Origin of the sequence: Frigoriflavimonas asaccharolytica, assembly GCF_013294015.1 — a bacterium.
GTDB lineage: Bacteria > Bacteroidota > Bacteroidia > Flavobacteriales > Weeksellaceae > Frigoriflavimonas > Frigoriflavimonas asaccharolytica.
The window spans coordinates 90,816-106,209 of record NZ_JABSNO010000002.1 but is presented as its reverse complement, the minus strand read 5'-3'; the positions used below and the strand labels follow the sequence as shown (position 1 = coordinate 106,209).

Here is a 15,394-nt window from a genome sequence, read left to right as displayed (position 1 = left end):
TAAATCGTGCTCTTTATTGATATTGATGTTGCTATTTAAACCTTATTTTTCACGAAATAAAAGATCAACATTGCCCAAGAAATAATCATCAACAAACCGCCTAATGGTGTGATTGGACCTACAATTTTGGAAGGAATATTGGCAACATCAGCAAAAGCCAAGAGATAAATACTTACGGAAAATAGAAATGTACCCGCAATCATCAAAATAGAAATCCATTTTTCGCTAGGTGTTTCGAATTTTAAAATATAGCCCACTATTAAGAGAAAAAACGCCGCATACATTTGATATCTAACTCCAGTTTCAAAACTTTGAAGCTTCTCTATAGCTATTACTTTTTTTAAAGCGTGCGCTCCAAAAGCTCCTAAAATAATGGATATCAAACCATAAACTGCACCAAATATTAACGTTGTATTTTTCATCAAATTTCTTCTAAATATCTAAGGCAAATATAATCAAATTTGATTTTGCAATGAGGAAAAACCTTGGGCAAATTGCTAAAATTTTAAAATAAATAGAACTTCCTAAATAATCTAATATTTGAGACCAACAGTGGTGATTTTTATTTAAAACGTAAGTTTGAGAACCATATTTAGAAAACATTCGTAAGTGAAAAGCAACAACTATAATACAGAATTTTCCCTATTTTTAGGCAATTTTACACCTTTTATAAGCACAAATTTTTTAAAATTTATTATGAGTAAAATTTATTCACTCTCTATTTTTATCGCTTCCTTATTTTCTATAAATATTTTTGCGCAAAATTCGCCAGGTAAAGTTCTAGACGATAGAAATAAACCTATCGACAATGTGAAAATTGAAAATTTACGAACACAAGTACACGATCATACCAATGGTTTGGGCGATTTTGTATTAAACGACTTGCAAGAGAATGATAGTATACGGTTAACGAAAGATAAATATGTAACGCAAATATATGTATACTCAAAAAATATTAAAAATTACATTTTAACTCCCTATTCTTTTTCCATAGAAGAGGTGACGATTTCTGGAAAGCAAAATCAGTTTGAGGCCATTTCTAAAATAGATCTTAGCACACAACCAGTGAATACGTCTCAGGAATTATTGAGAAAAGTACCAGGTTTATTCATCGGGCAACATGCAGGTGGAGGAAAAGCTGAACAAATTTTTATAAGAGGTTTCGATGTAGATCACGGTACAGATGTTGCCATTTCTGTAGATGGAATGCCTGTAAATATGGTTTCTCATGCGCACGGACAAGGCTATGCAGATCTGCATTTCATCATCCCAGAAACGGTAGATAAAATTGATTTTGACAAAGGTGCATACAGTGCAGATCATGGAAATTTCAATACGGCAGGTTATGTAGATTTTAAAACTAAAAAAAATATAGACCAAAATTCCATTATTGTAGAAGCAGGACAATTTAATACCTTATCACTTTTAGGAATGTTTAAAGTGTTGGATTTGCCAAACCAAGATGCTTATTTTGTGGCAGATTACAATCTTACAGACGGCTATTTTGATGCTTCACAAGATTTTCATCGTTTAAATCTTTTTGGAAAATATACCGGTACAATTTCAGAAAAGGAGCAAATCTCTATTTCACTTTCTCGTTTTACCAGCAAATGGAATGCAAGCGGACAAATACCAGATCGTGCTGTAGCAGATGGAAGCATTAATTATTTTGGGGCAATAGATGATACAGAAGGCGGAAATACAGATAGAAGCAACATCAACGTAGAATATTCTAAAAAAATTGATGAGAAAACCAGATTTACAACTTCTGCATTTTATAGCAATTATAATTTTCAACTCTTTTCTAATTTCACTTTTTTTCTGGAAGATCCTATAAACGGAGATCAAATCCGACAGAAAGAATCTCGAGATTTGTATGGTTTAAATTTTAAAGTAGATCATAAATTCAACAATCCAAATATTTCTATGAATTCTGGTATAGGTTTTCGCATGGATAACGTTCGAAATATAGAACTTTCTCGCACCAAAAACAGAGTAGAAACTTTAGAAAATTTAAAACTAGGAAATATAGATGAGCACAATCTTTTTGCCTTCTCTTCATTTAATTTTAAATTGGGGAAACTATTGATAAATCCTGCAGTAAGATTAGATTATTTTAAGTTTTCTTATGAAGATTTCTTAGCACCGAGTTTTCAAAATCAAGAAGAAGATAAGGTGATTGCGAGTCCGAAATTAAATTTTTTCTATGAATTTCAGCCAAATTTTCAAACTTTTTTAAAATTAGGAAAAGGCTTTCACAGCAATGACACAAGAGTTGTAGTGGCGCAAGAAGCGAAAGAAATTTTGCCAGCATCTTACAATGCAGATTTAGGCTTCACATGGAAACCAATTCCTAAAATGGTGATTAATGCTGCCATTTGGTATTTATTTTTAGAACAAGAATTTGTGTACGTTGGAGATGCAGGAATTGTGGAACCAAGCGGGAAAACGGAAAGAAAAGGAATTGACGTTGGCGCGAGATATGAATTTGCAAAAAGTTGGTTCTTTAGTGCAGATTACACCTACACAGATGCGAAATCTGTAGACGATCCAGAAGGTGAAAATTATATTCCATTGGCACCAAAAAATACTTTTGTTGCAGGTATTAGCGCAAAAAATATAGCTGGTTTTTCTGGAGGTTTGTATGCGAGATTTTTGGGAGATAGACCTGCGAATGAAGACAATAGCATTGTAGCGGAAGGATATTTTGTTACAGATTTCAATTTGAATTATAAAATTGGAAACTTCACTATCGGGGCAATTGTAGAAAATGTACTCAATACTAGATGGAAGGAAACGCAATTTGCAACAGAAAGTAGATTATTTAATGAGCCAAATTCTGTGGAAGAAATACACTTCACACCAGGAACTCCATTTGCGTTGAGAGGTTCAATTAGTTATCAATTTTAAAATATTTTAAATTTTAAATTCTTGTTTAAATAAAAAAATAAAGCCGTTTCATTTAATATGAGACGGCTTTATTTCAGGATTAAAAATTTGAAGCGACAATTAATACATAAAAGTAAGACCTGCACCAAAACCATATTCGCTATCATAATTACTGGAAATAGAAACCCATTTCTGCAAAATATATTTCAAGCCAAAATCAAATTCTTTATCGGAATTTACGGAAAAATTTCCACGTACTCTTGGCGAAATTGGAATATTTTCTCGACTTAAATCTAAAACAATTTTACCATTTTGGTCTACACTTGCATCCGCCATTACGAGCATTGGTAGAATATATCGAATACCTGCAATTGCAACATTTTTATTTTTTGGTTTTACTTCTTGTTTAAACCAGGTTTTTTGCATCTCATGTGTTTTGTAAGTTCTAAAACCTACATAAGGCATTGCCCATTGGTATTTCCCTAAAAATCTACCGACTTTCACGCTTCCTTCATAATGCGTGAAATCATAATTACTATGCAATTCATTCATATTCATCCATCTAGAACCGAGCATCGTCATGTTTTCTGCATGAAATTTATTCAAAGAAAGATCCAACATTGCTGTTGTATTGATCATTCTATTGGTATTAATAAATTTTCTATAAGATTCTACTTTATTAGGAAGATCTGGATTTGGCGCAGAATTTTCGTATGAAAAAACTCTCCCCATTCCAGTCATCATATGATACAAAATATGGCAATGGAAAAACCAATCTCCATCTTGATTGGCAGCAAACTCTATCGTTACGGTTTCCATTGGAGAAACATCAATTACATTTTTCAAAGGTGCATAGTCTCCTTTGGAATTTATCAATCGAAAATCATGACCGTGAAGGTGCATTGGGTGGCGCATCATAGAATTATTGTACATCGTAATTCTCACAACTTCGCCTTTCTTTATCAAAATTTTATCACTTTCTGCTACGGTTTCATTATCTAAAGTCCAAAGATAATTGCGCATATTTCCCTCCAAAGTAAAATTAAGTTGCTTCACATTTTCGATTGGTAAAGCGGTTTTAAAAGTTGCTTTCAACATATTATAATTCAATCTTTTGATGGTTTTTTGTTCGGAATCTCCAATGTTCATTGCGTCAGATTTCATGGTCATTTTGCTATGATCCATTTCCATTTTGCCATCCTTCATTTTCATATCAGTTTTTTCACCCATCATTTCATTCATGTGTTTCATGGTTTTCATCTTTTGACTTTCTGGTAATTCAGGATACATTACTTCATTCATGTCCATTACTTGGTTTCCCATTTTCATGGTCATCGGCTTCATGTTTCCGCTCATTTTCATCATTCCGTTCATCATTTTCATACCCTCAAATAAATTTAATCTGGGTAAATCTGGTGCATTTATTTTTTCTCCTGTTCCTAAATATAGCGAAGCAAAACCTTGCCGATCTTCAGAAGTCGCACGAAATTCAAAACTTTTATTTTCCGGAATAGTCACTTCAATATCATAAGATTCAGAAACTCCTACAATTAAACGATCAACTTCTACAGGTTCTGTTTCATTTCCATCGCTTCCAATTACTGTAATTTTTCCGCCACCAAAATTTAACCAAAAATAAGAAGATGAAGCACCATTTGCTACACGCAAACGAACTCTGTCGCCAGCTTTTAAGTTTTTATAATCTGATGAAACTGCGCCATTTATGAGAAAATTATTATAATAAACATCACTTACATCCATTGCTTCCATGCGTTTCCATTCATTCAATAGTTTGGTTTTAAAATAACCTTTACCAATAGCTTCGGAATAACTTTGCACCGTTCTTTTCTTTATTGCCCACCAATCGCCTTGATCCATGTGCAATCTTCGCATTATTTGTTTGGGATTTTCATCTGTCCACTCACCCAGAAGTACAGGTATATCTGCATTGTATTTTTTGCTATATTGAGTTTGTCTTTTATTAAAAACAAGAATTCCATTCATACCGATTTGCTCTTGAGTTCCTTCGTGAGAATGATACCAATACGTTCCATTTTGGGAAATTCTAAATTTATAAAGATGCGTTTCACCCAGTTTTATAGGTTTTGTGGTGAGATATGGAACACCATCCATTTCATTTGGTAAAATTACACCATGCCAATGCAGTCCGGTGTTTTCTTTCAATTCATTGTGTAAATATATTTCTGCTGTATCTCCTTCTGTGAAATATAATGTTGGTGCTTGCAATCTTCCATTGATAGCGATTGCTCGAGATGGTTTGCCAGTAAAATTGACTAAAGTATCTTTTACATACAAATCATAACGAACTGTTTTTCCGCTGAAAGAAATATCGCCAAATTCGTTGGTTTTTTCGGTTTTATTTGCATTCATTTTCATTTCCGTCATTTGAGCAAAACCATTGTAGAAAATTAGAAAAACGAGAAGAAAGGTGTATTTAATTTTCATTTTATTTTTCATTTTCTAGTCGTTTTATCATGGCCTTCATTTCAATGATTTCTTTTTTCTGAGCAGCAACAATACTCTCTGCTAATCTTTTCACTTCTGCATCTTTAATATCTGCCCGTTCACTTGTTAAAATAGCAATTGAATGGTGTGGAATCATGGCTTTCATCCAAAGAATATCTCCTACTATCGGACTTTGTGCCCTAACTAAGAACAGCGAACAAAAGAAAAGCACCAGACTACCAACTACTATTGAAATATTTTTTCTTTTATTAGTATACATCTTTAGCATAAAACCTAGCATTAACAAAGCCATGCAAGCAATCATTAAACACGTCATATAAAATCTTGTCATGCTGAAATAAACATGATCGAATTCATAGGTATTGAAATACATGACGATGTACATGATGATGAATGACGCAGCGAGCATCAAGAAAAATTTTGGATATGGATTTTGGGAATTATTATTTGTATTCATTTTGATATATCATTTTTAGAATTAAACTCACACGAAAATTGAAGACAATGCAGACCATCAATTTTAATATCTGCATTATCTACCAAGTCCGCGAAAAAATTTAGAAAATTGGAATTAAAAAAATTTATTTCAATTCAGATTTCACACTGCCGCAAGAAAGCATAGATGAACCATAGAAAGGATTTTTAATTTCCTTTTCAGCGCTTAGCCAACTTGCATCTGCCATTGGACAATATTGAATGAATACAGATTGATCTGCCAATTTGAATTTTTTGGTCAGCCAAATCATATTTTTGGATAAATTGGTGAAAACCTCTCTTTGAGTTGCTATACTTCTACTTTCTGCGATTTTTGTAGCGTCTATTCTTAAAATATCCAAATTACCTTCGGATAAAATTTTGTAATCCACCATGGAAGCAGATTTTAGAAAAAGGTCTGCAGATTTTGAGGCTTCATCAGTATCATCTGATACCAATGCAGTTTTAATATTCAAATAGTTCTGATACAATTTTGAAATTGAAGCATCATATGTTTGAGCAGATAAATTTAGGATTGAAAATATAGAAAATAAGGCTGTGAAAATTAATTTTTTCATTGTAATAATTTTAGATTGTTATAAAATAGAATTTGTCCAGAAATTTGGACACAGGAAATAATCATTTTTCAGTAGAAAAATGATTGGTCTATTTTAAATTCTAAAATTACAGTAAGTGATAAATAATGGAACTTTCAGCCTATCTGGTGGCGCATTGCTATCAATGATAAATTCATTGCGCTGCATGGCTGAAAATGGGAAGTCCGCAGAATAAATTTGAGAAATTTCGGCAAAGAAAATTGTATCCGAAATAAAAGATACGTCTGCTTTTTGTGCTGGATCTGCCTTAAAAAACTTTGCTTCGCTTTTGCAACAATCTTTCTTTTCTTTTGTGCCGCAAAGTTTACATGAATTTGAACTTGCAGTAGAAACGAAAATTTTATCTAAACAATAATGTACATTAAAAACCATTCCAGATGAAAATCCGAAATAGAAAATGGTGAATAATATGGCTAATTGCTTTTTCAATTCTTTATAAGTAGCGAATATATGAAATATTGTAGATTCCAACCTTCAAAAATTATTCCATGATTACATTTAAACTTCATCATTTTCAGCATAATAAAATTTAATTTTTAATAGAATAGCAATTCTTCGTACATTCGCTTTTACAAAAATAGAATTTTCAAATAAAAACATGGGAAACAATTTGGATAAAATAAACCAACTGCAATCGCAATTGGATGTACTTTTGGAAAGGCATGAACAATATTTTCAGGAAATTCAACAATTGCAAAATGAAATTTATTTTATTAGGAATGATGAAGATTTGGAATCAGCCGAATTTGTTGAAAATGTGCCAATCCTTGCAGAAATTCCAGATATTTCTGAACCAAAAATAGTTTTCGGTAATGAAAAAGTAGAACAATTTACACCAAGTTTACCTGTTTCTCCAATTGTAGAAAATCAAAAAAAACCTAGAACAACGTCTAGCTTAGAAAAATTTGTAGGGGAAAACCTCATCAACAAAATTGGAATTTTAATCACCGTGATTGGAGTTGCAATCGGCGCAAAATATTCCATAGAAAATGATTTAATCAGTCCTTTAACAAGAATTATTTTAGGATATGTTGCAGGTATTGCGCTTCTCGGAGTTGGCATGAAATTAAAAGCCAAATACTTGAATTATAGTGCAGTTTTGGTAAGTGGTGCCATTGCGATTATGTATTTTATCACCTATTTTGCTTACGCATTTTATGATTTGATGCCACCAACTGTCGCCTTTATTTTAATGTTTGTATTCACGGCATTCACAGTTCTCTCTGCGCTTAAATATGATAAACCCATTATTGCGCACATCGGTTTGGTAGGTGCTTATGCCATTCCATTTTTGCTAAGTGATGGCTCTGGAAATGTGAAAATTTTGTTTTCTTATATTGCGATCATTAATTTAGGAATTCTGGTTTTATCCTTCAAAAAAGATTGGAAATCTCTTTTCTATGTTGCGTTTGCTTTAACTTGGATTATCGTACTTGCTTGGTTTATTGATTCTTTCAAAGTTGATTTGCATTACGAACTCACATGGATTTTCATTAGCATTTATTTTGTGCAATTTTACATTTGCTTTTTGGCATACAAATTAATAAAAAAGGAAAAATTTGAAATTGTAAACATTATTTTTCTTTTGTTTAATTCTTTTATCTTCTATGGTTTAGGATTCGCCTTAATGACGGATTTGAAAAATGGCGAAGAACTTTTAGGTCTTTTCACGTTGCTCAACGCCATTATCCATTTTGTGGTAAGTGCATTTATCTATAAAAGAAAATTAGCCGATAAAAATTTATTTTATTTAATTTCTGGCTTGGTGTTAGTTTTCATTACCATTGCAGTTCCTGTTCAGTTGGATGGTAATTGGGTAAGTCTATTGTGGATAGGACAAGCAACTTTGCTCTTCTGGATCGGACGAACGAAAAATGTTCCCGTTTACGAAAAGCTTAGTTATATTTTGATGATTTTGGCATGCATCAGTTTGTGGCAAGACAACAATTTCTTCTACGAAAATGTATCTTATCAAGAAGAATCTGCATTCAGTACACCCATCTTCAATATAATGTTTCTTACAAATGCATTATTCATAGGCGCTTTTTCTTTAATTTATTACTTATTTACAAATAAAAAATATCCTTCACCATTTGCAGAAGATGGAGCATTGAGAAGATTATTTCTGGTAGGATTGCCTGCGATAATTATCATACTGTCATATTTCATTTTCCAATCGGAAATTGCGATGTATATGGATCAACTATTCAACAAAAGTTTAATTGTAGTGAAAGGATCATCATACGAAGATTATTCTTACTTTGAATTTAAAAATATTTGGCTGACCAATTATTCATTATTTTTCTTTTCTATTTTAGGTTTGCTGAATATATACAGATTAAAAAATCCATTATTAGCAACTGTAAACAGAGGATTTTTGCTATTGTTTAGTGTATTATTTTTAACAGCTAGTTTGTATGCAATGAGCGAATTGCGTTTTGATTATTTAAATCCTAAAAACTCTCCATATTTTTCTGCGAGCAGCTTTTTTATTTTGATAAGATACATCTCTTTGGCGTTTTTCGTTTTTGCAGCAATGGTACAATTCAAATATAATAGAACAGATTTTGCACCTTATAAATTTCCGAAAATATTTGATTGTTTACTACATATTTCCATCCTTTGGTTTGCAAGTAGCGAGCTCATCAATTGGCTAGATCTTGCAGGAAATGCAGATGTTTACAAACAAGGATTGAGTATTTTGTGGGGCGTTTACGCATTATTTCTCATCAGTTTGGGCATTTGGAAAAAGAAACAATATTTCCGATTGGGTGGTATTATTTTGTTCGGAATTACTTTAATAAAATTATTTTTATACGATATTTCCGAAATGGGAACGATCTCTAAAACGATACTTTTCGTTGCGCTCGGTGTTTTATTATTGATCATTTCTTTCCTTTATAATAAATACAAACACCTTATTTTTGAGGAAGAAAAAGATGAAAATACGATGGAAAACCCTAAAAATATTGAAGATGAACACTAAATTTTTTGCAATATTAATTTTGATAAGTTCTCTGTGTTTTGGGCAAATGCAGGATTTCAAATACAAACGAGAATTGAAAGGAATAGCCAACCAATGGCATACAATCACGATTCCGAATGAAATGTATGGGAAAATTTCCCAGGATTTATCTGATATCAGGATTTTTGGATTAAAAGCCAATAAAGATACGATTGAAGCCGCATATATATTGCGGAAAAATGATAGAACAATCATTAAAAATGAGATTCCCTTCAAAATTATCAATCAATCTTTTAATAATGAAGGTGCTTTTTACACATTCGAAATTCCATCTATCCAAACTATAAACGACATCAATCTGCAATTTTCTAATGATAATTTTGATTGGAAACTAAACCTAGAAGGTAGTAATGACCAGACAGATTGGTTCAAAATCTTGGCAAACAGTCGGATTTTATCTATTAAAAATGGAAGTACAAATTTTCAATTTACGAAGTTGCTTTTTCCAGAATCCAAATATAAATATTATAGAATTTTTATAAAAACAAAAGAAAAAGTAGGCTTAAAAAGCGCGAAATTGGTTTTAAATGAAAGCAATCTTGGCTTGTACAGAGATTTTAAAATACAAAAACAAAGCATTTTTGAAAATAAAAAAGCCAAGCAAACAGAAATAAATCTTGAATTAGATGTACCTGTTCCTGTAAGTTTAATTAAAATTTCTGCAAATAATAATTTTGATTTTTACCGTCCAATTAGCATACAATATCTTTCTGATAGCGTAAAAACGGAAAAAGCTTGGATTTACAATTATGAAACTATAGGAAATGGAACGCTCAATTCATTAGATAAAAATGAATTTACATTAAACACAACTACTGCAAAAAAACTTAAAATCATCATTGAAAATAATAACAATCCTATTTTAAATATTTCTGATATAAAAGTACAAGGTTTTACCAATCAATTGGATGTAAGATTTGTAGAAGACGCAGATTATTTTCTGGTTTATGGAAACAAAAATGCCGAAATACCCAACTTCGACATTGTCAATTTTGCAGATAAAATCCCGGAAAACATTTCGACTTTAACTTTAGGAAACGAAATTTTAATTGATAAATCTGCTACCGAAATCACGGAACCATTATTTAAAAACAAACTGTGGCTTTGGATTATCATGGGTGTAATTATTGCCATGCTCGGTTTCTTTTCTTTAAAAATGATGAAGAAAGAAGATTAAATTTTTGCCGATTTTGTAATGCGCATACTATAAACAATCAATTCTGCAATCGCAAGATTGATTGTCCATCCTAAAATGGAAACTATTTTATAAGTATCCATTGGTGGCAGCTCAAAAAAGTAAACGATTAAGAATTTAAAGAGTCTCAAACTGACCGCAGAAAGCGTGAGTGCATAACTTCTGATCATAAAATTTTTATGTTGCAGAAATAGTCTTATTTTTATTTTTAAAAGCGCCATTAAGGTGAATACAAACCATAGAATTGATAATAGGATGAATGAAATTTGTGAAATTAATCCGCCATTTGCATGGTAAGCCATAATCAAACCTGTGGGTGAAGCAATAAATAGTATAAGAAAGATATAAAATTTTCCGAACCATCTATGGATAAAGGAAAACCGCTTTCTAATAGTAGTAGAAAATTGAAAAAAACCTAAACAAATTACAAAAATACTGGTATAAACATGGCCGTAAAAAGATATTTTGTAATATGGAATTTTTATTTCTTCCTGTTTTATAAGCAAAAATCCCGCTTCATCATTAATGGGAATATATTGTATCGTGATCAAAAAAAGCAAATAGATAAAATAGGCAAGTGCGCCATAAATCAACAGTTTGATTATTAATAATTTATTCATTTTCATTTATCCTCTTCCAAAATAATCGTAAAATTCTTTCGCATTTTTTTCGTAACGCAAAAGTAATTTAATGTTTTCCTTTTCAGTTTCTGTAAAATCAGATTTTATATCATTATTAATTGGAATATACCAAGGTTGTGCATCCAAAAAAACGCGCAATGGTCTGTCTTTGAAAGAATATCCGTGTCTCGCATAGATGGTATTTCTAATGATGATCAAATCTCCTTTTTTTAAATTTTCTACTTCTTTTTTCGTTAATAATATATTAGAAGCATTTATTTGATATATTTTATCTGTTGCCGAAGAAAAAGTTGCCGTTATCCATTCTTCAAAAACACCTTCATCTATTTCTTCCATAGATTTATCTTTGATGAATTTATTCCAATTGACATAGGCTTTGGCTTTCTCTAGCATTTGATCTGGATCGTAAGCAAAAGTTTTCTTTTCTAAAGTATATTTTCTCTTCGGAATATCAATTTTTTTGAACGCCTTCCAAGTTCCGACCAGCTTATTTTCTTCTATTTCAAAATTAAATTCGCCATCATATTTATTATCACCTGGTTCTTTCACAGAAAATTGACCATCTGAAATTAAACCTTTGAATGGTCTGTTGTTACCTGCAACTACGCTATGACCAATAACTTGACCATCATTTATTTGATCGATAGATAAATTTATTTTGTTTTCTCTGTTCCAAGCATAATTTTCATCAACATTCAAATGTTTTTGCTTTTCAGAATCATCTTCGTCCTGTTCAAAATATCCAATCCATGAACCAATCACCTCATCATTTTCTGTTGCTCCATTTACAGCGGGAATTGGGTCACCTGATATTTCAGTGCCACTTTCCTCCTTTACTTGTGTTTCAGAATTTTTAATTTTGGTGTCGCAACTTAGAAAAAGTGTTGCCAAAGCAAAGCTGAATATAATATTCTTCATGGTCTTAATTTGATTTAATATAGTAATTAATGCTTTTCAAATTTAAATAAAAAAAAACTTCCACAAAACCGATTAGATTTTATGGAAGTTTAAAATATTTAGGGATTTTTATTTATAATAAATAAAATTCTGCTTGCTAAATTTTCAGCTGATTGATTTTGTGAAAGATTAAAAACAAAAAGATTTTACAAGGATTTTTTTACACTCATTGAAAAAATCGATAGATTTTCGTAATGCTTTTAATCCATTCGCCAAACTTTATGGTGAAATATTATTTTAATTCCTCCCACCCAAATATGGCGCAATTCCAGCGATTGCAAATTTTGCGGAATTGGTCGTTTCGGCTTTATCTAGCTTATCTTCGATTGTTAATGCCCACAAAATTAATTCCTTACAGAAATCCTTATCTTCTTTGGAATAATCTGCTGCATATTCATCTACCAAAACTTGCAAAGGTTGTACGGTATCTAAACTAGCATAAAATTCTTTGTCAGAATCTGTGAAATTCAGTTCCAAAGAATTTTCATTAAACCAATCAATAATCGCTGTGTAATCATTATCTCTTCCAGCTTTTTCTAATTTAGGAATTCGCGGAAAATTTCTTTCGAACAAAGTAACCGCAGCTTGATCTATCAAAATCTTCGCAACTTCATCTGCTCCTTCTTGTTCGCCTTCATAAACGAGTTCAATTTTTCCAGTGATAGAAGGGATTATTGACATAAAATCTACCAAACGGATGCTTGTTTTTTCTTCTCCAGATTCTATCAAACGTAATTTTGCGGCTGCCATTAGATTTTCCATCGCAGAAATCGTCAATCTTGCGCTTACTCCGCTTTTTGCATCTACAAATTCGCTATCTCTTGCGGCAAACGCAACTTCTTCTAGCAAATCTTTGGCTAAATCTGGCACATTAACTGCCTTTGCATCTGCTTCAGAAATTTTTGCTTCTTGCTCGGTAATTTGTTTCGCAAGTGCAATAGTTTTTGGATAATGGGTGAAAATCTGAGACCCAATTCTATCTTTTAAAGGCGTTACGATGCTTCCTCTATTCGTATAATCTTCCGGATTTGCCGTAAACACAAACTGAATATCCAAAGGCATTCTCAACTGAAAACCACGAATTTGAATATCTCCTTCTTGCAAAATATTGAACAAAGAAACCTGAATTCTCGCTTGCAAATCTGGCAATTCATTCAACACGAAAATACAACGGTTTGCTCTTGGAATCATGCCATAATGCAAAACTCTTTCGTCGGAATAAGGTAATTTTAAAGTCGCTGCTTTTATAGGATCTATATCTCCTATTAAATCTGCCACGTTTACATCTGGTGTTGCCAATTTCTCGAAGAAACGATCATTTCTATGTACCCAAGAAATCATGGTTTCGTCGCCATTTTCTGCCAACAAATCTCTGGAATATTTAGAAATTGGTTGAAATGGACTGTCATTAATTTCCGAACCTTTCACAATTGGCATATATTCGTCTAGAAGATTCACCATACTTCTAGCAATTCTGGTTTTTGCTTGTCCACGCAAACCTAAAAGATTGATGTGATGACCTGCCAAAATGGCTTTTTTCAGTTGTGGAATTACGGTATCTTCATATCCCCAAAGTCCTTCGAAAACGGGTTGTTTGCTTTTTATTTTTTCAATTAAATTTGCCTGAATTTCTTGGCTAATGGATTTGTCTGTGTATCCAGAATCTTTTAATTCTTTGAATGTTATGTCTTGTTTCATATTTTATTTGTAAAATGTATTATGTACAATGTAAATGACTAAAGTAGAATGTAATTTTAGTACATTTTACTTTATACAATTTACTTTATACAATTTGTTTAAATTCTCTTAATTCTATTTTTCTCATAATCCTCAAATATCATTTCTCCGAGACCAGAAAGTCCTGTCAAAAAGGCTTTTCCTTTGTTTTGAGCCGTAAATAATTCTACAAACCTTCTTAAATAAGGATCTTGCGCAATCATAAAAGTAGTAATCGGAATTTTCAATTTTCTGGCCTGTGCTGCTTTATTTAAACATTGGGTAACAATCATATCGTCTAAACCATTGCTATTCATATAAAATTCTCCACTCGGAAGTTGTATGCAACTTGGCTTTCCATCGGTAATCATGAAGATTTGCTTGTTCGTATTTCGCTTTCTTCGCAGAATATCCATCGCCAATTCCAAACCAGCAACTGTATTTGTGTGATACGGACCAACCTTTAAATAAGGCAAATCTTTAATTTTTATTGGCCACGCTTCATTTCCGAAAACAATAATATCGATAGAATCTTTCGGATATTTTCTTTTGATCAACTCTACCAAAGCCATCGCTACTTTTTTCGCGGGCGTAATTCTATCTTCGCCGTATAAAATCATAGAATGCGAAATATCGATCATCAAAACAGTGCTCATTTGCGCTTTATGCTTGCTTTCTTCTACAATTAAATCATCTTCTGTGAGTCGTAAATCACTGATTCCATTGTTGATTTGGGCATTTTTCAAACTTTCCGTCATGTTGATAGTAGACAAATCGTCTCCATATTGAAAATTTCTATTTTCTCCGTCTCGCTCATCTCCTACTCCAATCTTTTTGGTTTGATGATTTCCGGCGCCGCTTTTTTTCAGTTTCCCAAAAATTTGATCCAAAGCGTATTCTCTCAAAGCAGATTCTAGCTTTGCCGTGAGAACGTTTTTCCCTTTTCCAGTTCCGGTATTTCCTTCTTTTTCGGGATCTATTTCTTCTTTGATGTAACCCCGTTTTTTCAAATCGTTTTCAAAATCTTCCAGAGAATATTCATCATTGAAGATGTTGTATTCCTCGTCCAATTCATTCAACCATTCAAATGCTTCCTCGATATCTCCAGAAGTATGCGTGAGCAGTTCTTTGAAAATATCGAAAACGCGATCAAAATGCGAAATCTCTTTGGGAATATGTTTGCTAAAGGTAAATCCTTTGGAATAATCTATATTGGCTTGTCTCATGTATTTTTTTGTAGGAATGAAATTTAATTAAATGAAATTTCGGATGAAAAATTTAATGCAAATTTTGTGCTAATAAATTAAAAATAGACAGAATTTCGACTATTTTTTTACCACATTAGTCACATAAGATTTAGTTACCACTTTGAAAACATTTAGAACACAGGGTT

At 32.0% G+C, this 15,394-nt stretch carries 12 protein-coding genes; 3 read left to right on the top strand and 9 right to left on the bottom strand.

Translation table 11 applies throughout. The features are described from left to right. Positions 1 to 35: 35 nt before the first annotated feature. The gene (locus HNQ03_RS01820) at positions 36 to 422 is read right to left on the bottom strand and encodes a DUF423 domain-containing protein (protein WP_173777940.1); all 387 of its coding nucleotides are present in this window, start codon (positions 420 to 422) and stop codon (positions 36 to 38) included. 274 nt (positions 423 to 696) lie between these two features. Here HNQ03_RS01820 and HNQ03_RS01815 point away from each other — a divergent pair, with 274 nt between their 5' ends. After that, the gene (locus tag HNQ03_RS01815; protein ID WP_173777939.1) at positions 697 to 2,910 is read left to right on the top strand and encodes a TonB-dependent receptor; all 2,214 of its coding nucleotides are present in this window, start codon (positions 697 to 699) and stop codon (positions 2,908 to 2,910) included. 99 nt (positions 2,911 to 3,009) lie between these two features. Here HNQ03_RS01815 and HNQ03_RS01810 read toward each other — a convergent pair whose 3' ends face one another. The 4 genes from HNQ03_RS01810 to HNQ03_RS01795 all read right to left on the bottom strand — a co-directional run bounded on the left by HNQ03_RS01810 (position 3,010) and on the right by HNQ03_RS01795 (position 6,896). After that, positions 3,010 to 5,355, bottom strand: coding sequence for a multicopper oxidase domain-containing protein (locus tag HNQ03_RS01810; protein ID WP_226927412.1), 2,346 nt, complete (start codon positions 5,353 to 5,355; stop codon positions 3,010 to 3,012). A gap of 1 nt (position 5,356) precedes the next feature. Continuing rightward, positions 5,357 to 5,833, bottom strand: a complete 477-nt coding sequence (locus tag HNQ03_RS01805) for a DUF305 domain-containing protein (RefSeq protein WP_173777937.1) — start codon at positions 5,831 to 5,833, stop codon at positions 5,357 to 5,359. Between the two features lie 124 nt (positions 5,834 to 5,957). After that, positions 5,958 to 6,428 (bottom strand): DUF3347 domain-containing protein, encoded by a 471-nt coding sequence (locus HNQ03_RS01800; protein WP_173777936.1) that lies wholly within the window; start codon positions 6,426 to 6,428, stop codon positions 5,958 to 5,960. 93 nt (positions 6,429 to 6,521) lie between these two features. Beyond that, positions 6,522 to 6,896 (bottom strand): HYC_CC_PP family protein, encoded by a 375-nt coding sequence (locus HNQ03_RS01795; protein ID WP_226927411.1) that lies wholly within the window; start codon positions 6,894 to 6,896, stop codon positions 6,522 to 6,524. A gap of 169 nt (positions 6,897 to 7,065) precedes the next feature. On the opposite strand from HNQ03_RS01795, the gene HNQ03_RS01790 reads away from it, so the two are divergent. Both HNQ03_RS01790 and HNQ03_RS01785 read left to right on the top strand, forming a co-directional pair. After that, the gene (locus HNQ03_RS01790; RefSeq protein ID WP_173777934.1) at positions 7,066 to 9,453 is read left to right on the top strand and encodes a DUF2339 domain-containing protein; all 2,388 of its coding nucleotides are present in this window, start codon (positions 7,066 to 7,068) and stop codon (positions 9,451 to 9,453) included. Continuing rightward, positions 9,443 to 10,669 (top strand): DUF3999 family protein, encoded by a 1,227-nt coding sequence (locus tag HNQ03_RS01785; RefSeq protein WP_173777933.1) that lies wholly within the window; start codon positions 9,443 to 9,445, stop codon positions 10,667 to 10,669. The genes HNQ03_RS01790 and HNQ03_RS01785 overlap by 11 nt, the downstream gene beginning before the upstream one ends. Here HNQ03_RS01785 and HNQ03_RS01780 read toward each other — a convergent pair. The 4 genes from HNQ03_RS01780 to HNQ03_RS01765 all read right to left on the bottom strand — a co-directional run bounded on the left by HNQ03_RS01780 (position 10,666) and on the right by HNQ03_RS01765 (position 15,227). Continuing rightward, positions 10,666 to 11,307, bottom strand: a complete 642-nt coding sequence (locus tag HNQ03_RS01780; protein ID WP_173777932.1) for a DUF2306 domain-containing protein — start codon at positions 11,305 to 11,307, stop codon at positions 10,666 to 10,668. The genes HNQ03_RS01785 and HNQ03_RS01780 overlap by 4 nt on opposite strands. A 6-nt stretch (positions 11,308 to 11,313) precedes the next feature. Beyond that, positions 11,314 to 12,246 carry a YARHG domain-containing protein gene (locus HNQ03_RS01775; protein ID WP_173777931.1) on the bottom strand — a complete coding sequence of 311 codons (933 nt, stop codon included), beginning with the start codon at positions 12,244 to 12,246 and terminating at the stop codon, positions 11,314 to 11,316. Positions 12,247 to 12,522: 276 nt separating this feature from the next. Continuing rightward, positions 12,523 to 13,983, bottom strand: coding sequence for a sigma 54-interacting transcriptional regulator (locus HNQ03_RS01770; protein ID WP_173777930.1), 1,461 nt, complete (start codon positions 13,981 to 13,983; stop codon positions 12,523 to 12,525). 98 nt (positions 13,984 to 14,081) lie between these two features. After that, positions 14,082 to 15,227: a vWA domain-containing protein gene (locus HNQ03_RS01765; RefSeq protein WP_173777929.1), complete on the bottom strand. Its 1,146-nt coding sequence runs from the start codon at positions 15,225 to 15,227 to the stop codon at positions 14,082 to 14,084. Between the last annotated feature and the right edge of the window lie 167 nt (positions 15,228 to 15,394).